A 20,139-nucleotide genomic window follows, 5' to 3' on the forward strand; every position below is an offset into this window, starting at 1 on the left:
GTTATTGTGGAGTTGAAATTACATTTTAGGTAATCATATTGGCTCAAAAATGATTAATACGGAGGCGGTATAATGAAAAAAATGACCCGAATTTTTGGGATAACAATAATTACAGCAGTTGGTCTTGCTGCATGCGGACAAACGAATACAGACCATAAAAACCATGAATCTACAAAAGAGAAAAAAACAGAGCAAAAGGAAATGAAAATGAATCAGGAGGTAACGGCACCAAAAGAAATGAACGAAGGGGAATCGTATGATTTATTAACGACAAGTTTAAAAAATGTGACGAGGTTAAATACAAATGATCCCCTGCAAATGGCAGTGTTAACTTCGCAAACGATATGGCCAGCAACCCATAAAGAGAACCAGCCGGGTGCTGTTATTTTAGTACCAGCAAGCGAGTGGCAATTAGGTATTGCGAGTGCAGACCTTATTCATCATCCGAATAACGGGCCGATTTTATTTATAGAAAAAGAAAAGATACCGGAAATGACGTTAAAAGAAATAAAACGATTAAATCCAATCGGAACGAAAGATGGAACACAAATTATGGTGATGGGGGATGTAGGTACTAGCGCGCTTGAACAATTAAAAGGTTATAAAGTAAAACAAATAAAAGAAACGGACCCAGCTATATTTGCGAAAGATGTTGATAAGGAGTATGCCGATATAACAGGAAGCTATCCAAATAGTGTTATTATCGGTTCATCTGCAGAAGAAGGACGTTTATATACAACACCCGCTGTAAATTGGATTTCTCATATGCCGGAACCACTACTCTATACAGAAAAGAATAAAGTGCCAGAAGCGACAATAGAGGCATTAAAGATGAGAAAAGATAAAGCAAATATATATGTATTAGGGCCAGAAAAAATTGTTTCAAAAGAAGTAGAAAAAGAGTTAAGCAAATACGGGAAAGTAACGCGTATTAGTGGAGAGACCCCTACAGAAAACTCGATTGCGTTCGCTAAATTTAAAGATGAAAAAACAAAATTTGGCTGGGGATTCACAAAACCTGGTCACGGTGTGTCATTTGTTTCAAGCAAAACACCAGATTTAGCAGTTGCTGGGGCACCTTTTTCACATATGGGTAAACACGCACCTGTTGTATTATTAGAAGAAGGTAAAGTTTCACAACCAGTGTATGACTTCCTTGCAAGCATTCAGCCGAAGTTTAAAGATGATCCAACACTTGGACCATATAATCACGGTTTCTTATTAGGAAGTACGAGTGATATTTCATTTGAAACACAAGGAATACTAGATGAGAGGTTAGAAATTGTTCAGGAAAGTGGTCAAGGACACGGTGGACATTAATGAAATGAGAAAAGATGCTACTAAGGTAGCGTCTTTTTCTTTAGGAAACTTTTACATAGCAAAAAATCTTCTACTCGTTATATAATAGCTTTCGTGCAGTCGGCTAGATTTTCTTATGGAGAAAATCAAATTATAAAGGAGTAGAGGAGTGGTATTTTGTTTCAAATGATAAAAAATGACTGGTTTTCTAATGTGAGAGGGGACGTGTTATCAGGAATTGTCGTTGCTTTAGCATTAATCCCTGAAGCGATAGCCTTCTCTGTTATTGCAGGCGTGGATCCAACAGTTGGACTATACGCAGCCTTTTGTATTGCAGTTACCATTTCATTTGTTGGCGGAAGAACTGGAATGATTTCAGCTGCAACAGGTGCAATGGCATTATTAATGGTAACGCTTGTTAAAGATCATGGTTTGCAATATTTATTTGCTACAACAATATTAACAGGTATCGTCCAAATTATTTTTGGCGTGTTCAAACTGAGCTCATTTATGAAGTTTGTTCCGAAATCTGTTATGAGTGGTTTTTTAAATTCACTTGGAATTTTAGTTTTTACAGCGCAATTACCGCATTTTAAAAATGCAACTTGGCAAATGTATGCACTCGTTGTATTAGGACTTGCAATTATATATTTATTTCCACGTATTACAACGGTTGTACCTTCTACGCTTATTTCAATTATTATTGTGACGAGTATTGCACTTATGAGCGGATTACAGTTGAAAACAGTAGGGGATATGGGAAGCCTGCCGAAAGAATTACCGTTCTTTAGTATTCCTGATGTGCCATTTACATTAGAAACATTAGGGATTATTTTACCTTATGCAGTTATGCTTGCAATCATTGGTTTACTAGAGTCTTTATTAACAGCTTCAGTTTTAGATGATATGACGCATACAGAAAGTAATAAGCATAAAGAGGCACGCGGACAAGGGATCGCAAACATCGTTGCTGGATTTTTCGGAGGAATGGCAGGATGTGCAATGATCGGCCAATCTGTTATTAATATTAAATCAGGTGGACGAGGTCGCCTATCAACATTTGTAGCGGGCGGATTTTTAATCGTATTACTATTCGTTTTAGGAGATTATGTCGTTCATATTCCGATGGCAGCTTTAGTTGCAGTTATGATTATGGTTTCAATCGGAACGTTTGATTGGAACTCTGTAACAACGATTCATAAAGTACCAAAAGGAAACGCATTTGTTATGATCGTAACAGCTGTGATTGTCCTAATTACACATAACTTAGCATTAGGTGTAATTATCGGAACAGTAATTAGTGCGGTGTTATTTGCATTCAATATGGCAAAGATTCACGTGAAACATTTATATATTGAAAATAAGAAAATATACGAAATTCACGGTCAACTTTTCTTTGCATCCACAGCCGATTTCATAAATAATTTTTCATTTAATGAAGATGTAAAAGAAATTGAAATGAATTTTACTCATGCGCACGTATGGGATGATTCAGCGGTGGCATCAATTGATAAAGTTATCATAAAGTATGAGCAAAGTGGTGTGAAAGTAAGTATAACAGGATTAAATGAACGTAGCTCAAAACTTGTTGCAAATTTAGCTACTTATAATAAAAGAATTGCTAGTTAAAAGCCTCCTTTTTAGGAGGCTTTATTATATAATACGAGTAGGATAACGAAAAGGGGATTCAGCATATGTACAAACAAATTATATTAGCATGTGACGGTTCTGAACATGCACTTCGAGCAGCGGAACATGCAACATATATTGCGAAATGTAGCGCAGAAACAAATGTTGAAGTTGTGTACGTAGTAGATAATAGAACGGCAAAATCAGATATTATACAAGGTCAAACAGATTTAGAAACAATATCGGCTAGTCGAAAAGATAAATTAAAAGAGATTGAAGTTTTATTAAAGAAAGAGAACATATCTTATACAATTACGATATTACATGGTGATCCTGGAGATACAATTGTTCAATATGTAAATACAGGAGATATAGATCTTGTTATCGCCGGAAGCAGAGGGCTAAATACACTGCAAGAAATGGTACTTGGTAGTGTAAGTCATAAAATAGCAAAACGAGTGAAATGTCCGATGATGATTATAAAATAAAATAGAATGTAATGAAGACCTTAGTATAACTGAGGTCTTTTTTATGTATAAAGAACTCTTATTTGTGGAAATACTAGATATATAAGTTGAAAAGATGTTAACTTACAAATTTGTAAGTTAGTTGTTAGAGAAATCGATGTTATGAAATTTTTCCCATTGGTAAAATAAAAGTATCAAAGGGGAGATAGGGAGGATGGAAGCAATGAAATCATTTCAAAATTTGTCATATAGTCAAGGGGTAAGCTTAATTTGTCTAGGAGGATTTGCTGCATCTGTTACGTTAGCTGTTTTAATAAAGGTGTTTCATCAAATTTTTTGATTTTATAGTAGGGAAGGAATTGGTTGTTATAAATAGTAAGAAAAGGATTGTAAATAAAAAATAGCTCCTGGCATGTATCTCAGTGCCAGGAGCTATTTTATTATTTCTCTGTTTCTGCTTTATCGCTCGTTACGCTAACTTTACCCCACTTATATTGATCTTCTGGTGTATATTTGTAATCTTTTACGCGATTATTTACACCTTTTAGGTCAAATTTATAATGAAGTGGAATTAATGGTACTTCATCATGAACTAATTTTTGCCATTTATCGTAGACATCTTTACGGTACTTTTCATCAGCAGCTTTTGGAGAAATACCTTGTTTTAATAATTCTGTGTTTTTGTCAGTAGCCCAACGTGTGTAATTGAACGCTGCATTTTTAGCCCAAATACCAGAAGGGTCTGGATCAGATGCAGTTCCCCAAGCAGCAGCGAAAAGATCAACCTTTGGATCATCTTTTTTAATCATATCGTAGAATGAGTTGAATTCGTGTAAGCGACCATCAAGAAGTTCTACTTTTAGGCCGATGTCTTTCCAAGATTGAATAAAGAATTTTGCAAGTGGTTCACTCACATCGCTACCACTCATTGATAAGAAATTAGCTTTAAATTCTTTACCATTCGGATCTTCACGGAATCCATCTCCGTTCGTATCTTTATAGCCAGCTTCATCTAATAACTTTTTAGCTTTCTCTACATCTTTATCATAGGCACCAATTTTATTGTTATGATATTTTGGTAGAGATGGTGGGATTGGTGAGTTAGCCGGATAACGTAGGCCGTGATATAATTTTTCGCCAATTTCTTTTCGATCAATAGCATAAGCCATTGCTTGACGTACACGAACATCTTTAAACTTATCCTTATCCATCACTACTTCTTCTTTTTCTTTATCCATATGGCCTAATTTAAAGCCGATATAACTATAGTATAAATCGGTTTTACCGACTAATTGTGCATTTTTTAATTTACTTACATTTGGATACTGATCTGCACTTACTTCAGCAATGTCAATATCACCATTTTTTAAGGACGCGTTAACAACGGAAGGGTTAACAACTTTTAAAACCATACTTTTCAGTTTTGGTTTTCCACCATAATAATCATCAAAACGTTCAAATTCAACAGATTCTCCTGGAGTAATTTTCTTCACTTTAAAAGGTCCGAAACCAATTGGGTTTTTACGAATTTTATCAGATTCTGCTAATTTATCGATTGGTACATCTCCTAAATATTTCTTATGAAGAGGGTATGCCCAAAGCCCAGTTTTCACTGAAGGATTCGGCTCTTTAAATGTAATCGAAATTGTTTTTGGATCCGTTACCTTTATACCTGAAATTTTTTCGGCTTTTCCATTGTGGTAATCTTCCATACCTTCAATCATTTGCATTTGAGTGTCATAGCGAGAACCGGCATATTTTTTACTACCAATCACTAGATAAGAGTATTCTAAATCTTCAGCAGTAACAGGGTTTCCATCATGCCATTTTACATTATCTTTGATTTTTAGTGTAATTGTCTTTTTATCTGCAGAAATTTCATATGTAGCAGCGCCATCATTTGTGTATTCCCAGTTTTCGTCATTTGATAATAAAGATTCATCGAAAATTGTAATGACTTGGTTATCAGGATCTCCTTCATATACAGCGAAATTTAAAAGTCCTTCAAATGGTGTGTTAGAAACAAGACCATATGTTAATGAACCATCTTTAATTTCCTTTTTATCATTTTTAACAGATGCACTAAATTTATTTGTATCTACTTTTTTTGTGCTGCTCGTTTTTTCACTACCACCACTGCCCCCACATGCTGAAAGTAGTAATGTTGAAACTGCAAGTGTACTTAATACTTTGAAAAACTTTGGCTTATTTGTCATTTCTTCCACCCCTTATCCCTTTCTTTGTCTTGCATCGGCCGAACGGCGTAGCGCTTGACCAATAAAATTTATACACAGCATCAATGTTAAAATCATGATTGATGCGGGTAACCAAATCCACCATTTCTCTTGTAATACATCTGGATTTCTAGCATAACTAACAAGTGTACCAAGGCTTGGTGTACTTTCTGGTAGACCAAATCCTAAGAAAGTTAGACCAGATTCAATACCGATGTTTCCAGCAAGATTTAATGTAACGCTAACAATGATAATTGAACTTAAGTTAGGTAGTACTTGGAAAAGAATGATTTTCCAGTTTGGTGTTCCTAAAGTTTTAGATGCAGAGACATAATCGAGTTCTTTTTCAGTTAATACTTTTGAGCGAATTAATCTGGCTTTTCCTGTCCATAAGAACACGCTCATAATTAAAATGAAAGTGAAAATATTGAACGTAGGAACAAGTGTAATAAATACAATTACAAGCATTAAAAATGGTAAAACCATAACAAAGTCGATAACGCGCATAATGATATTATCAATAGTTCCTCCGAAATAACCGGCAATTAATCCAATTGAAAGACCAATTAAACAAGAAAGAATAGTAATTGCTAATCCAATTGTAAATGAGTTACGTGTACCAATAATAAGTTGACCGAAAATATCGCGTCCTCCGTAATCTGTTCCTAACCAATGTTCAGCAGAGGGAGGAGCATAAATAGCGAATAAATCAACTCGTACAATATCTTCTTGTTTCATAATAAAAGATGTTGCGTAGACTGCTAGTAATAAAATTGCTAGGAAAAAAAGTGAAAACATTGCTAATTTATCTTTACGAAGTTCTCGCCACATAATAGAGAAACCGGAAGGGCTTTTTTCGTAATGAATAACTTCAGTTTGTTTTTCGGGTTTTGCTAACATAATGTTTCTTCACCTCCATTAATCAATACGAATACGTGGATCGACGATGCTTAGAATAATATCTGAAAGGAGAGTTCCAAGTAACGTTGCAAATCCAGTAAACATAACGAGTGCAGTTATTACACTAAAATCACGTTGAGAAATAGATTGTATAAATAGTTGTCCAATTCCTGGATAGCTAAAAATACTTTCTAAGAAGATGGCACCGCCAACTAATCCTGTAATTTCATAGCCTAAGAAGGCTGCAATTGGTAAGAATGAATTGCGTAAAATATGTCTAGAATAGATTTTTGATTCTGGAACACCTTTTGCTCTTACTGTACGCACAAAGTCTTTATGTTTCGTATCAATAATTTCGCTTCGTAAATATTGAACAGTACCAACTGTTGCAATTAATGCCCCTGATAAAGCTGGTAGTAGCATGTGATTTAATTTGCTTAAATAGTAAGCAAATGTTCCTGTTGCAACTTGAGGATCTACGCTACCGCCGGTTGGGAATATTGCAAACTTAAATCCGAATAGGAAGAGCATAACGAGTGCAAATATAAATAGTGGTGTAGCAAAACCTAGATAGTTGTAAATGGTAATGAGTCGATCAGCCCATGTATCATTCCACCGCCCACTTATAACTCCTAGTGGTATGGCAATTAAATAAGTAAGAATAAGAATAACAAGTGCTAAAGATACTGTATTTCCAAGGCGTTCTCCAATTAACTCGGTTACTTTCATTTTGTGTGCATAGGAAATACCGAAGTCACCTTGGACTGCATTTTTAATCCAGCGAACATATTGTGTTGTAACTGGGTCATTTAATCCAAGCTTTTCACGTTGTTCTTCAATTACTTTTGGATCCGCTTTTGGATTCATTGCTCTGCCGGTTAAGGCATCGCCTGGCATTGCTTTAGCTAGTAGAAAGACAAGTATACTTAACACGAATAATTGCGGGATCATCACTAAAAATCTCCGTAATATAAACTTCCACATGTTTTATCACTCCCTTAAGGTAATGCCACCCGGTGTGTTGGCGAGATTGTTTTTAAATCGTAAGCACGACCATTTTCGTTGAAATAGTTTTCGTATGATTTTTCGTATTCAGCGCTTACTTCACGACGTAATTTACGTTGTTGTTCGCGGTTTTCAGGACGAATATCAGGAATAGCTGATATTAAGCGCTTCGTATAAATATGTTGTGGATTATTATAAATTTCTGCACTTGTTGCTTCTTCAACGATGCGTCCGCGATACATAACACCGATACGGTCACACATATGGCGAATTACGCCTAAATCATGACTAATAAATAAGTATGTTAGTCCGAGTTCAGCTTGTAAATCTTGCAAGAAGTTTAAAACTTGAGCTTGTACCGACACGTCAAGTGCAGATACAGGTTCGTCCGCGATAATAAGCTTCGGTTTTAATGTAAGTGCCCGTGCAATACCAATTCGCTGTCTTTGTCCACCAGAAAACTCATGTGGATATTTATAAACAGATTCTGGGTTTAATCCAACTATACTAAGATACTCTTGAACGGTTCTACGTTCTTCATCAGGTGAGAGCTTCTCAAAATTTCGAAGAGGTTCAGCAATAATATCGAGAACACGTTTTTTCGGATTTAATGATGAATAGGGATCTTGGAAAATCATTTGAATATCTTTTCGTTGTTCACGTAGCTCAGAGCGACTTAACTTTGTTAAGTCTTTATTGTTAAAATGAATGCTACCATTTGTCGCTTTCGTTAAATGCATAATTGCTTTACCTGTTGTTGATTTACCACTACCAGATTCACCAACGATTCCGTATGTTTCACCCGGTTGTAATTCAAAACTTACGCCATCGACAGCGCGCACGAAATCTAATGTACGTCCGAAGAAACCACCTTTAATTGGGAAATGTACTTTTAAATCGTCTACTTTAAGCAGTGCCATGAGTTACGTCATCTCCTTTCTTATCTTGGAAGTTGAAATGCTTGTAGCAAGTACAACGTACCCAATGGTCTGGCTTTACTTCATGCAAAATTGGATTTTCCTCGTGGTGATCAGGTCTAATCCATGGAATTCGAGCTTGGAAACGGCAACCCGTGCGAGGCATCTTCGCCAACGAAGGAACAACCCCTTGAATCACGTGTAACTTTTCTTTTTCTGCATATGCAGACGGGATTGAGTTTAATAAGGAACGAGTGTATGGATGAAGAGGATTATTAAAAATCTCTTCTACTGTTCCTGTTTCTACAACTTGTCCTGCATACATAACGACAATACGATCGGCGGTTTCGGCAACGACGCTTAAATCGTGTGTAATTAAGATGATGCCCATTTTTGTTTGTTCTTGAATGGATTTTAGTAAGTCTAATATTTGAGCTTGAATTGTTACATCTAGAGCGGTTGTTGGCTCATCTGCAATGATGAGTCCAGGCTTACAAGCAATTGCAATTGCGATAACAATTCTTTGTCTCATTCCGCCAGATAATTCGTGTGGGTATTGTTTATATGTAAGTTCTGGTTTTGGAATACCAACTTGATGGAGTAGTTCTAAGGTGCGTTCTTTCTTTTCAACTTTTGAAAGGCTTGTGTGGTAGTCTAAGTTTTCTTCGATTTGTTTTCCAACTGTCATAAGAGGATCGAGTGCTGTAAGAGGTTCTTGGAAAATCATACCGATGTTTGATCCGCGTACTTTATTCATCTCTGCGGCGGACATGGTTAGTAGATCCTTATCTCTATAGTTAAGCTGCCCTTGTAATTTTGTATTTGCTTCATTATGCAATCGCATAATGGAAAGGGCAAGTGCACTTTTTCCGCATCCTGACTCACCAACGATAGCAACAATTTCATTTTCATGAACAGTTAAGGATACATCATCAACTGCTGCATGATACTGATCTTGTATACGAAAGGAAGTTTGCAAGTTTTCAATACGAAGAAGTGGATTCTTCATGGCTATCCCTCCATCTTTTCTGAAAAAACTAAATATTTTGTATGTTGTTATTTTAATATAAATTGACAATGTTTGACAAGGATAAGTTGAAAAAATATTCAAAAATATTTTTATATAAAAGTGGAATGCAGTTGTATTAGGTGTTGAAGTAATTTGGAAGCGCTAACATATATATGAGAGGAAAATAAATCTTTTGTAAGAAAAAAGATTTATATGTAGAAAAAAGAGAGGCATTCTGGAAAGAATGGTCTCTCTTTTTTTGATAAGTATAATATTTGTACTTAAGCTTGCTTTTGTTTTGTTGATCCTGTATTTAAAGTAAGGGCAAGGAAGAACATTGCAAGTATGCAAGATGCAAGTAATAAGATAAATCCGCCATCCCATCCGAATGCATCTACGATAAAGCCCATAGCGGCACTAGCGAAAGCAGCTCCGCCTAAGTAACCGAAGAATCCAGTTAAGCCTGCTGCAGTTCCAGCAGCTTTCTTTGGTGCTAAATCTAGAGCGTGTAGACCAATTAGCATAACCGGTCCGTAAATTAAAAATCCGATTGCGACAAGTGCGATACTATCAACCATTGGATTACCAGGAGGGTTTAACCAGTAAACAAGAACTGCGATAAATACACCAACCATAAATAAAATACCAGCAGGTGCACGACGTCCTTTAAATAGTTTATCACTCATCCATCCGCAAAGAAGTGTACCTGGAATACCAGCCCATTCATATAGAGCGTAAGCAGTACGTGAGCTACTATGAGTAAAGCTTTTTTCTTCTACTAAATAAGTAGGAGCCCAGTCTACAACGCCGTAACGTACGAAATATACGAAAACGTTCGCAATAGCGATGTACCATAAAAACTTATTGTTTAGTACGTATTTAAATAAAATTTCTTTTGCCGAAAGTTCGCGTTCGCGATCTTTTATTTTCTCATCTGGTGGATATTCTCCAGTATGCTCTTCAATAGAAGGTAGTCCACAAGATTGAGGCGTATCTTTCATCGTAATTAATACATAAATACCAACTAAAATTGAAAGAATACCTGGGAAGTAAAAAATACTTTTCCAGTCATCTGCGAAGAAGTATAAGCCTAATGTTACAAGAGAAGGCATAAGCGCGCCGCCGACATTATGAGCGACGTTCCAAATAGACATTTTTGTACCACGTTCGCTAATAGAGAACCAGTGAACCATCGTACGGCCACAAGGAGGCCAGCCCATACCTTGTACCCATCCATTTAAAAACTGAAGTACAAACATAAGTATAATGCTCGTTGTAATGAAAGAAAATGAGCCGAAAATAATATTAATGATACCTGATAAAAATAGCCCAGCTGCTAAAAAGTAGCGAGGATTACAACGATCGGATACGATACCCATCAAGAATTTACTTAATCCGTAAGCGATAGATACTGCTGAAAGGATAACCCCAAGTTCCCCTTTACTAAAGCCTTGCTCGATTAAGTATGGCATAGCTAGTGAAAAGTTTTTTCGAACAAAGTAGTAACCTGCATAACCGATGAAGATACCTAAGAATACTTGTAAACGTAATTTACGGTATTCGCTATCAACGCGATCAGCTGGTAAGCGTTCCGCGTGGGGCGCAGGTTTAAATAATTGTGTGAAAAACATAAAATGAAAATCCTCCCCCTAATTAATTCGAAGCGTTTTAAGACAGAGAACATAAAAAGGCCATGAAATATAAAAAAGTTTCCTTTTTTATGATTCATAGCCGTGTACTCCGTTTCTCCGTGACTGTCAATATTAACTTCGTCGAAAATTATACAACTTTGTGACAAAAATGTAAACGTTTTTATAAATAAAAGTATTGACGGATTTTGTTCGCGGGATTAATATTTAAATACGTTAAATATTTTATTGTTTAAATAAGAGGTGGATAACATGCCAAATGATATGACGCATATCGATAAAATTCAAGCTCTTGCCTTTTCGATTGGAAAGAAAATGCAGACGGAGTTATTAGAACAAATGCAAGCAACAGGACTTACACCACCGCAGTTTTATATTTTAAAGATTTTAGATCATTATGGGGCTTCAAGAGCGACAACATTAGCAAAAAAGATGTATGTGAAGCCTAGCGCGATTACAGTGATGATTGATCGTCTAATCGATCAAGAACTTGTAGAACGCTATCACGACAAAGATGACCGTCGTGTTGTCATCATCGAGTTAACGAAAAAGGGGAAAGCTAGAGTAGAAGAGGCAATGACAGCTCGCAACGAGCATATTGCAAAATACTTTTCACATTTAGAGTTGCAAGAAAGAGAAGATTTATTACGTCTCTTTGAGAAGTTAGAAACCATTATTTGCGGGACACAAGAGAAAAAAGAGAATAACTAAGAGGAATTGAGGAGATTACATGGAGCAACAAGAAAATCAAAATAGAAAGTTGTTGTTAATCGGTTTAGTAATCGCGATGCTATTTGCTGCATTAGATGGAACAATTGTTGGTACAGCAATGCCACGTATCGTCGGTGACCTAGGCGGATTAAGTTTAATGACATGGTTAACGACAGCTTATATGTTAACATCAACGACAGTTGTACCAATTGCAGGTAAATTAGCGGATTTACTTGGTCGTCGTAACGTATATATAACAGGGCTAGTTATTTTCATGATTGGTTCGGCGTTATGTGGTATGGCGAATGGTATGACAGAATTAATTATTTTCCGTGGTATTCAAGGTCTTGGTGGCGGTATTATGATGCCAATGGCTATGATTATTATTGGAGATATGTTCACGGGAAAAGAACGTGCGAAATGGCAAGGTATTTTTGGTGCGTTATACGGTCTTGCTTCTGTAATTGGACCGCAAGTTGGTGGTTGGATTGTAGATGCAGTGAACTGGAGATGGGTATTCTACATTAACTTACCGGTTGGTATTTTAGCAACAATCTTTATTGCAATGGGATTAAAATCACATAAACAAACAGGACCAATTAAAATTGATATCGCTGGAATCTTTACGATGATTCTAGGTGTTGTAAGTTTATTACTTGCGCTAACGTTTGGCGGAAAAGATTATGCATGGGATTCTTGGCAAATTATCGGTTTATTCGCACTAGCTGTAATTGGTATCGTTAGCTTTGTTATTGTTGAAACGAAAGCTGAAGAGCCGATTTTACCAATGCATTTCTTTAAAAATCGCACATTTACAATACTGAATGCGATTGGATTCTTTATGAGTATTGGAATGTTCGGCGCGATTATGTTCGTACCATTCTTCATGCAAGGTATTGTAGGAGTAAGTGCTGCTGAATCAGGAACAATTATGACTCCAATGATGATTACAATGATTGTAATGAGTATTATCGGTGGGCAACTTGTATTAAAAGTTGGTGTAAAACCACAAATTATCGCAGGTATGCTTATTATGGCCGGTGGTTTTTGGTTATTAACAACGATGGATATGCACACAACGAAGCTTACAGCTACTTCTTATATGATGGTTATCGGTTTAGGAATGGGTCTTGTAATGCCGACATTAACATTAGCGTTACAAGAAAGCTTCCCGAAAAAAGACCTTGGTGTCGTAACGTCATCAAGTCAGTTCTTCCGTCAAATTGGTGGAACATTTGGTATTACAATTTTAGGATCAATTATGAATAACACTTCAGGTACAACGTTAACAAATAAATTAGTACCTGTATTAGATACATTCCCGAAAGAAGCGGGACAAATGGTAACGAAATTTAAAGATATGATTCACACAGATCCACAAGGTTTATATTCGATGCTATTTAGCCCAGAGGCATTAAAACAAATGCCAGAAGCGTTTGCTAACAGCATTGTACCTATTTTGAAAAACTCTTTAGTAGACTCGCTTCATACTGTATTCTTAACAGGATTAGTATTTATCGTAGTAGGTGCCATCTTTACGATTTTCTTACAAAAAATTAAACTATCAGATCGTAAAAAAGATGCTGAAGAGCCTGCTGTTGAAGAAAAAGAAAAAACTGTATCATACTCGTAATGAAGAAGCATCGCCTTATGGCGGTGCTTTTTTGAGTATAACCTTAAAAGCTTTTTAGTGAGAAATGATTGACGTATTTTTAGAAATACGTTATATTATTTTCTGTAAACGGTTACATGAAATGAGGAGAAAAGAGAATGAGTACGATTAAAGACGTTGCGAAATTAGCGGGAGTATCTGTTGCGACCGTTTCCAGAGTTCTAAATAAAAATGGATATGTTCATGAAGATACATTAAAAAAGGTAGAGCGTGCAATAGAGATGTTAGATTATAAGCCTAGTACAGTAGCGCGTTCACTGTATAATAAAAAGTCTCGTTTAATTGGCTTAGTTGTTCCGAATATCGTGAATCCGTTCTTTCCAGAAGTTGCACGTGCCGTAGAAGATGTAGCACATAAACAAGGTTACACAGTTGTCCTTTGTAACTCTGATGAAAGTTTAGAAAAAGAGAAACAATACATTGATGTACTTAGACAAAATAATGTAGATGGATTTATTGTAGCAACGAATCCACAAAATAGTGTTAATTACATGAATTTATCTGTTCCGGTTGTTGCGATTGACCGTATGTTTAATGAGCGTATTCCTACTGTATATGCAGATAACTATGCAGGAAGTCAGGCTGCGACAAAGTTGTTACTAGATAAAGGATGTAAACATATTGCACATATTCGCGGACCACGTGATGTGAGTACTGCAAATGAACGTTTTGAAGGTTTTGTAGACGTTATTACGCAAAATAATCTTTCGTATATGATTGCGGAGAGTACGTTTGAGCCAGCAAATAGTGAGCGTGTAGCGATGGAATTATTAGAAGAATACCCGCATATTGATGGTATTGTTGCTGGGAATGATTTAATTGCGATTGGTATTGTAAAGGCTGCACTTCAAAAGGGGATTGCCATTCCAGATGATTTACAAATTATCGGATTTGATGGAATTTCTTTAACAGAAATGATGTATCCATCTATTACAACAGTTGCACAACCGATATATGAAATGGGGAAAATTGCAACAGAGTTGTTGTTAGAGCAAATGGAAGGAAATACATTAGAAGAGAAACACTATCGTTTGCCGATTGAAATTATAGAACGAAATACAACGAAGTAAGGAGATGAAACAGATGCCAAATATTGCAGTAGTAGGAAGCATTTCAATGGACTTAGTGGCTGTTTCAAAAAAACGGCCGAAAGCAGGAGAAACAGTAATTGGTGAAGCGTTTCATACAATCCCAGGAGGGAAAGGGGCAAACCAAGCAGTTGCTGCAGCTAGGTTAGGAGCAAATGTAGCAATGGTTGGAGCGGTAGGAAATGATGATTATGGAACAGTAGTTAGAAAAAATTTAGAGAACGAACGCATTTTTATCGATTATGTGGTACCGGTTACAGATAGAACGACAGGAATTGCTCATATCGTTTTAGCAGAAGAAGATAACAGTATTGTTGTCGTACAAGGGGCAAATGCTCTTGTAAATAAGTCAGTTGTAGATCGCTCCAAAGACCTTCTTGTAAAAGCGGATATGGTTGTTCTTCAACTAGAAATTCCACTTGAAACAGTAAAATATGTATTGGCTATTTGTGAGGAACATAATATTCCTGTTATGTTGAATCCAGCGCCAGCACAAGTTTTATCAGAAGAAATTTTAGAAAAAGCAACTTATATTACGCCAAATGAACATGAGTGCCGCATCGTATTAGATGATTTTACATCACCAATTGAAGATTTATTGGCGAAGTATCCAAATAAATTATTGATGACAGAAGGTTCTAACGGTGTTCGTTTCCATAATGGCACGGAGATTGTACATGTTCCTAGCATTGCTGTTGATGTAGTGGATACAACTGGAGCTGGTGATACATTTAATGGTGCGTTAGCAGTTGCACTTTCTGAAGGAGAGACACTTCAAAAAGCAATTCGTTTCGCGAATATTGCCGGTGGTCTTTCTGTAACGAAACTTGGAGCACAGGGCGGTATGCCAACGAGAGATCGAGTACGTGAAGTGCAGGTGATTGTTGGATGAAAAAGCATGGTGTATTAAACAGTGAAATCGCGGCAGTCCTTGCTTCACTTGGGCATACAGATACGGTTGTAATTGCTGATTGCGGGTTACCGATTCCGGATGGAGTAAAACGAATTGATTTAGCTGTTGAGATTGGAAAACCGAGTTTTTTAGAGGTGTTACAAGTTGTAGCTGATGATATGGCAATTGAAAAAGTGACGTTAGCAGAAGAAGTCATTATAAATAATGCGGAAGTAAATAAAGAGATCGAGCAAAAATTAATAGAGCCAGCATTTGAGTATGTATCTCATGAACAATTTAAAGAGCATACAAAGAAAGCGAAGGCGATTATTCGTACAGGCGAGGCTACGCCTTATGCAAATGTAATTTTACATGCAGGCGTGATTTTTTAATAAAGGGAAGTGATGGGAATGCATATTGAAATGAAAAACATTTCAAAGGCGTTCAATGGCAATCCTGTTTTGAAGAATGCACAGTTTATGATTGAAACAGGAGAAGTCCATGCATTGATGGGGGAAAATGGAGCGGGTAAATCAACGCTCATGAAGATTTTAACAGGTGTATACAAAAAAGATGATGGGACAATCACGATTGATGGGCAAGAGCGCACCTTTAAAAATGCGAAAGAAGCTGAAGAGTACGGCATCGCATTTATACATCAAGAACTAAACATATTACCGAATTTAACAGTAGCTGAAAATATGTTTCTTGGTAAAGAGTTAATGTATGGGAAAACAGGTATTTTACGCACTCGACAAATGAACGCGATTGCGCAGCAGCAACTAGCAGAGCTAGGATTGCATGTAAGAGGTGCTATGTTAGCAGAGGAACTATCGGTTGGACAACAGCAAATTATCGAAATTGCGAAAGCGTTAATGACAAACGCGAGCGTTATTATTATGGATGAACCTACTGCGGCACTGACGGATCGTGAAATCGAAACGCTCTTTACAGTAATCAATAAGTTACGTAAAGAAGGTGTTTCATTCGTGTACATTTCGCATCGTATGGAAGAGATTTTCTCAATATGTGATGCCATTACGATTTTGCGTGATGGAGAATACGTTGGAAAGAGATTAATTCCAGAAACATCATTTGATGAAGTAGTGAGTATGATGGTGGGGCGCAGCATTGGTGAACGTTACCCAGAGCGAAATAGTCAAATTGGTGATGTCATTTTTGAAATGCGTAACGGAACGAAGAAAGGGAAATTTGAAAATGTTTCGTTTCAAGTGAGGAAAGGTGAAATCCTTGGTGTAGCTGGTTTGATGGGGGCTGGTCGTACTGATATTATGAAAGCGATATTTGGTTATGAACCTTTAGATTCTGGACAAATTTTTATAAATGGACAAGAAGTAAAGATTGATAGTCCGATAGATGCAATTAGACAAAGAATTGCTTTCATTACAGAAGATAGAAAGTCTGAAGGATTAGTGTTAGATTTTTCAATTAGAGAAAATTTAGCTTTACCGAATTTAGAAAGTCTTTCAAAGGGAAGTGTTCTAAGCAATGAGCTAGAACAACAGTTTACAGAGGATATGATGAAGCTTCTTAATGTGAAAGCATCTAGCGGAGAGCAGGCAGTGAAATCTCTTTCTGGTGGAAATCAGCAAAAGATTGTAATCGCAAAATGGCTAGGCATTCATCCGCAATTACTCATTTTAGATGAGCCAACAAGAGGTGTCGATGTTGGAGCGAAAAAAGAAATTTACTCTATTATGAATAAGCTTACAGAGCAAGGCGATGCCGTTATTATGGTATCATCTGAGCTTCCGGAAGTTTTAGGAATGAGTGATCGAGTTCTTGTTATTCATGAAGGAAAAGTCGGCGGCATTTTAGGGAAAGATGAGGCATCACAAGAGTCTATTATGGCACTAGCTACAGGGGGAGAGTAAGGATGGCTAAGAAGGGGAATGTATTACAACAACTCGGTTCTTTAATCGGTTTAGTATTAATTATCGTCGTAATTACAGTTTTAAATCCAGCGTTCATTGAAATTCCAAATTTATTTAATATACTGCGTCAAGTATCGATTAATGCGCTTATTGCATTCGGAATGACCTTCGTAATTTTAACAGGGGGTATTGACTTATCGGTAGGTTCTATTTTAGCATTATCAAGTGCACTTGTTGCTGGAATGATGGCAAGTGGCATGGATCCGTTCCTTGCAATGGCAGTTGGACTATTAGCAGGTCTTGTAATGGGGATTGTAAACGGTATCATCATTGCGAAAGGAAAAGTAGCTCCATTTATTGCAACTTTAGCAACAATGACTATTTTTCGTGGGTTGACGCTTGTTTATATGGACGGACGTCCGATCACTGGTCTTGGTGATCATTTAATGTTCCAAATGTTTGGCCGCGGTTATTTTCTTGGTATTCCGGTACCAGCTGTTACAATGATGATCGCTTTCGCAGTACTGTACTTCATTTTGAAGAAAACGACATTTGGCCGTCGTACATTTGCAATTGGTGGAAATGAAGAAGCAGCAGCACTATCAGGTATTAATGTTACGAGAATTAAAGTAATGATTTACGGTCTTTCCGGAATTTTGGCAGCGCTTGCAGGTATTGTCTTAACATCACGACTAGATTCTGCACAGCCGACTGCAGGTACTTCTTACGAATTAGATGCAATTGCAGCAGTTGTATTAGGTGGAACAAGTCTTTCTGGGGGAAGAGGATGGATTGTTGGTACATTCATCGGTGTACTAATTATCGGTGTACTAAATAATGGTTTAAATTTATTAGGTGTATCTTCTTTCTTCCAACAAGTTGTAAAAGGACTTGTAATCTTACTAGCTGTATTAATTGATCGCCGAAAAGAAGCGTAATGGAGGGACAGTTCATGAAGAAATGGTTACTTATACTCGTTGCATGTATTATGGTCATTACTGCTGGTTGTTCAATGGAACCACCAGAATGGGCAAAGGATTCTAGCGATAAAGGTCGAAATAAAACTATTAAAGTTGGATTCTCTGTTTCAACTTTAAATAATCCCTTCTTTGTAACTTTGAAAAAGGGTGCAGAAAAGAAAGCGAAAGATAGCGGCATCGAATTGATTGCTGTTGATGCGCAAAATGATGCAGCGAAGCAAACGAACGATGTTGAAGATTTAATTCAAAAGGGTGTCGATGTAGTTGTTATTAATCCGACCGATTCAGATGCTGTTGCTTCAGCGGTAAGTGCGGCAAATGCAGCAAATGTTCCTGTTATTACAGTAGACCGCGTTGCGAATTCAGGTAAGGTTGTTTCTCACATTGCATCTAATAATATCGAAGGTGGTCAAATGGCTAGTGATTACATTCGTGAATTAGTCGGCGAAGGAGCAAACGTTGCTGAGTTAGAAGGAATCCCTGGATCGTCTGCTGCTCGTGAACGTGGGAAAGGATTCCATAACGTAGCCGATAAGTCTTTAAAAGTAGTTGCCAAACAAGCGGCTGATTTTGATAGAGCGAAAGGATTATCTGTTATGGAAAACATTTTGCAAGCAAATGGTGATATTAAAGCCGTGTTTGCGCATAACGACGAGATGGCATTAGGTGCACTTGAAGCATTGAAGTCTGCTGGAAAAACAGATGTAGTAGTTGTTGGATTTGATGCAACAGAAGATGCTGTGAAAGCGGTTAACGATGGGCGTATGGCTGCAACAGTCGCTCAAAAACCGGAATTAATCGGAGAGAAGGCGATGCAAACAGCAAAAGAGATAACACAAGGTAAAAAAGTGGACAAATCTATTCCGATTGAATTAGAGCTTATTAAGAAAAATAAATAAATATAAAATGAAAATTAGGAAGGAAGAATAACAAATGAAATTTTTTATTGATACAGCAAACATTAACGAAATTAAAGAGGCAAATGCATTAGGCGTAGTAGCTGGAGTAACGACAAACCCATCACTTGTAGCAAAAGAAGGCGTAGATTTCCATGAGCGTATTCGTGAAATTTGCAGCTTTATAGAAGGACCTGTAAGTGCAGAAGTAATTAGCTTAGAAGCTGATAAAATGATTGAAGAAGGAAAAGAATTAGCGAAGATTGCTCCAAACGTTGTTGTAAAAGTTCCAATGACAACAGAAGGTTTAAAAGCAGTAAAAGCATTCTCAGATTTAGGAATTCGTACAAACGTTACATTAGTATTCTCAGCAGTTCAAGCATTACTTGCAGCTCGCGCTGGTGCAACATATGTTTCACCATTCTTAGGTCGTTTAGATGATATCGGTCATAACGGTATGGATTTAATTCGTCAAATCGCAGAAATCTTTGCAATTCATGGCATCGAAACAGAAATCATTGCAGCATCTGTACGTCACAGCGTTCACGTAACTGACGCAGCATTAAACGGTGCACATATTGCAACAATCCCAGCAAACGTAATTGCTTCATTAGTGAAGCACCCATTAACAGATCAAGGAATTGAGAAATTCTTAGCTGATTGGGAAAAAACACAAGAGAAATAATAGAAAATCAAGAATCCTAGTTTAATTGACTAGGATTCTTTTTTATTTAAAAGAATTTTCATGCAATTTTGCATATTGTCTTTTAAATTTGTTATATAAGATATTTAATATATATCACATAACTCTTTATTTTTCATATTTCGATATAAAGTGAAACTTTAATCAGTGGGGGCTTTGTTCATCAGCACACTGATTATTAGTTGAACCAAGG

The 20,139-nt window shown here is 36.8% G+C and carries 19 protein-coding genes; 13 read left to right on the forward strand and 6 right to left on the reverse strand.

Annotation, left to right across the window (positions count from 1 at the left end):
* Window positions 1-72 precede the first annotated feature (72 nt).
* The 4 genes from ATL10_RS18340 (at window position 73) to ATL10_RS18355 (ending at window position 3,735) form a co-directional block, all read left to right on the forward strand.
* The gene (locus tag ATL10_RS18340; protein WP_110497302.1) at window positions 73-1,320 is read left to right on the forward strand and encodes a cell wall-binding repeat-containing protein; all 1,248 of its coding nucleotides are present in this window, start codon (window positions 73-75) and stop codon (window positions 1,318-1,320) included.
* A 156-nt stretch (window positions 1,321-1,476) separates the two neighbouring features.
* Window positions 1,477-2,928, forward strand: coding sequence for a SulP family inorganic anion transporter (locus tag ATL10_RS18345; RefSeq protein WP_110497304.1), 1,452 nt, complete (start codon window positions 1,477-1,479; stop codon window positions 2,926-2,928).
* 65 nt (window positions 2,929-2,993) lie between these two features.
* The gene (locus ATL10_RS18350) at window positions 2,994-3,416 is read left to right on the forward strand and encodes a universal stress protein (protein WP_090978404.1); all 423 of its coding nucleotides are present in this window, start codon (window positions 2,994-2,996) and stop codon (window positions 3,414-3,416) included.
* Window positions 3,417-3,618: 202 nt separating this feature from the next.
* Window positions 3,619-3,735 (forward strand): DUF4027 family protein, encoded by a 117-nt coding sequence (locus ATL10_RS18355; RefSeq protein WP_000834733.1) that lies wholly within the window; start codon window positions 3,619-3,621, stop codon window positions 3,733-3,735.
* A gap of 100 nt (window positions 3,736-3,835) precedes the next feature.
* Here ATL10_RS18355 and opp4A read toward each other — a convergent pair whose 3' ends face one another.
* From opp4A to glpT, 6 genes are all read right to left on the reverse strand, one after another.
* A complete protein-coding gene (gene opp4A, locus ATL10_RS18360; protein ID WP_090978406.1) occupies window positions 3,836-5,611 on the reverse strand; it encodes an oligopeptide ABC transporter substrate-binding protein in 1,776 nt (591 codons plus the stop codon).
* 12 nt (window positions 5,612-5,623) lie between these two features.
* Entirely contained in the window at window positions 5,624-6,529 is a 906-nt protein-coding gene (locus ATL10_RS18365; RefSeq protein ID WP_065482183.1) for an ABC transporter permease, read from the reverse strand.
* An 18-nt stretch (window positions 6,530-6,547) separates the two neighbouring features.
* Window positions 6,548-7,513: an oligopeptide ABC transporter permease gene (gene opp4B / locus ATL10_RS18370; RefSeq protein ID WP_064532045.1), complete on the reverse strand. Its 966-nt coding sequence runs from the start codon at window positions 7,511-7,513 to the stop codon at window positions 6,548-6,550.
* 14 nt (window positions 7,514-7,527) lie between these two features.
* Window positions 7,528-8,454: an ABC transporter ATP-binding protein gene (locus ATL10_RS18375; RefSeq protein WP_064532047.1), complete on the reverse strand. Its 927-nt coding sequence runs from the start codon at window positions 8,452-8,454 to the stop codon at window positions 7,528-7,530.
* Window positions 8,441-9,460, reverse strand: a complete 1,020-nt coding sequence (locus ATL10_RS18380; RefSeq protein ID WP_090978411.1) for an ABC transporter ATP-binding protein — start codon at window positions 9,458-9,460, stop codon at window positions 8,441-8,443. The genes ATL10_RS18375 and ATL10_RS18380 overlap by 14 nt, the downstream gene beginning before the upstream one ends.
* Window positions 9,461-9,741: 281 nt before the next feature.
* On the reverse strand, window positions 9,742-11,091 hold the full coding sequence (gene glpT / locus ATL10_RS18385; protein ID WP_000466382.1) for a glycerol-3-phosphate transporter: 1,350 nt from the start codon (window positions 11,089-11,091) through the stop codon (window positions 9,742-9,744).
* A 270-nt stretch (window positions 11,092-11,361) separates the two neighbouring features.
* Between glpT and ATL10_RS18390 the strand changes: the two genes are divergently transcribed.
* The 9 genes from ATL10_RS18390 (at window position 11,362) to fsa (ending at window position 19,928) form a co-directional block, all read left to right on the forward strand.
* The gene (locus ATL10_RS18390; protein WP_001132365.1) at window positions 11,362-11,820 is read left to right on the forward strand and encodes a MarR family winged helix-turn-helix transcriptional regulator; all 459 of its coding nucleotides are present in this window, start codon (window positions 11,362-11,364) and stop codon (window positions 11,818-11,820) included.
* A 19-nt stretch (window positions 11,821-11,839) separates the two neighbouring features.
* Window positions 11,840-13,453 carry an MDR family MFS transporter gene (locus ATL10_RS18395; protein WP_000437647.1) on the forward strand — a complete coding sequence of 538 codons (1,614 nt, stop codon included), beginning with the start codon at window positions 11,840-11,842 and terminating at the stop codon, window positions 13,451-13,453.
* A 137-nt stretch (window positions 13,454-13,590) separates the two neighbouring features.
* Entirely contained in the window at window positions 13,591-14,562 is a 972-nt protein-coding gene (rbsR, locus tag ATL10_RS18400; RefSeq protein WP_000104051.1) for a ribose operon transcriptional repressor RbsR, read from the forward strand.
* 13 nt (window positions 14,563-14,575) lie between these two features.
* Window positions 14,576-15,472, forward strand: coding sequence for a ribokinase (gene rbsK / locus ATL10_RS18405; RefSeq protein WP_001132865.1), 897 nt, complete (start codon window positions 14,576-14,578; stop codon window positions 15,470-15,472).
* Window positions 15,469-15,864, forward strand: a complete 396-nt coding sequence (rbsD, locus tag ATL10_RS18410; protein WP_000716151.1) for a D-ribose pyranase — start codon at window positions 15,469-15,471, stop codon at window positions 15,862-15,864. The genes rbsK and rbsD overlap by 4 nt, the downstream gene beginning before the upstream one ends.
* Before the next feature lie 18 nt (window positions 15,865-15,882).
* Window positions 15,883-17,367 (forward strand): ribose ABC transporter ATP-binding protein RbsA, encoded by a 1,485-nt coding sequence (gene rbsA / locus ATL10_RS18415; RefSeq protein WP_002094284.1) that lies wholly within the window; start codon window positions 15,883-15,885, stop codon window positions 17,365-17,367.
* A gap of 2 nt (window positions 17,368-17,369) precedes the next feature.
* Entirely contained in the window at window positions 17,370-18,305 is a 936-nt protein-coding gene (locus ATL10_RS18420) for an ABC transporter permease subunit (protein ID WP_001074649.1), read from the forward strand.
* A gap of 14 nt (window positions 18,306-18,319) precedes the next feature.
* The gene (gene rbsB / locus ATL10_RS18425; protein ID WP_000758975.1) at window positions 18,320-19,246 is read left to right on the forward strand and encodes a ribose ABC transporter substrate-binding protein RbsB; all 927 of its coding nucleotides are present in this window, start codon (window positions 18,320-18,322) and stop codon (window positions 19,244-19,246) included.
* A gap of 34 nt (window positions 19,247-19,280) precedes the next feature.
* Window positions 19,281-19,928, forward strand: coding sequence for a fructose-6-phosphate aldolase (fsa, locus tag ATL10_RS18430; protein WP_000667666.1), 648 nt, complete (start codon window positions 19,281-19,283; stop codon window positions 19,926-19,928).
* Window positions 19,929-20,139: the final 211 nt, after the last annotated feature.

This window comes from Bacillus sp. 196mf (assembly GCF_003217275.1).
In the GTDB taxonomy this organism is placed as follows: Bacteria; Bacillota; Bacilli; order Bacillales; family Bacillaceae_G; genus Bacillus_A; species Bacillus_A thuringiensis_S.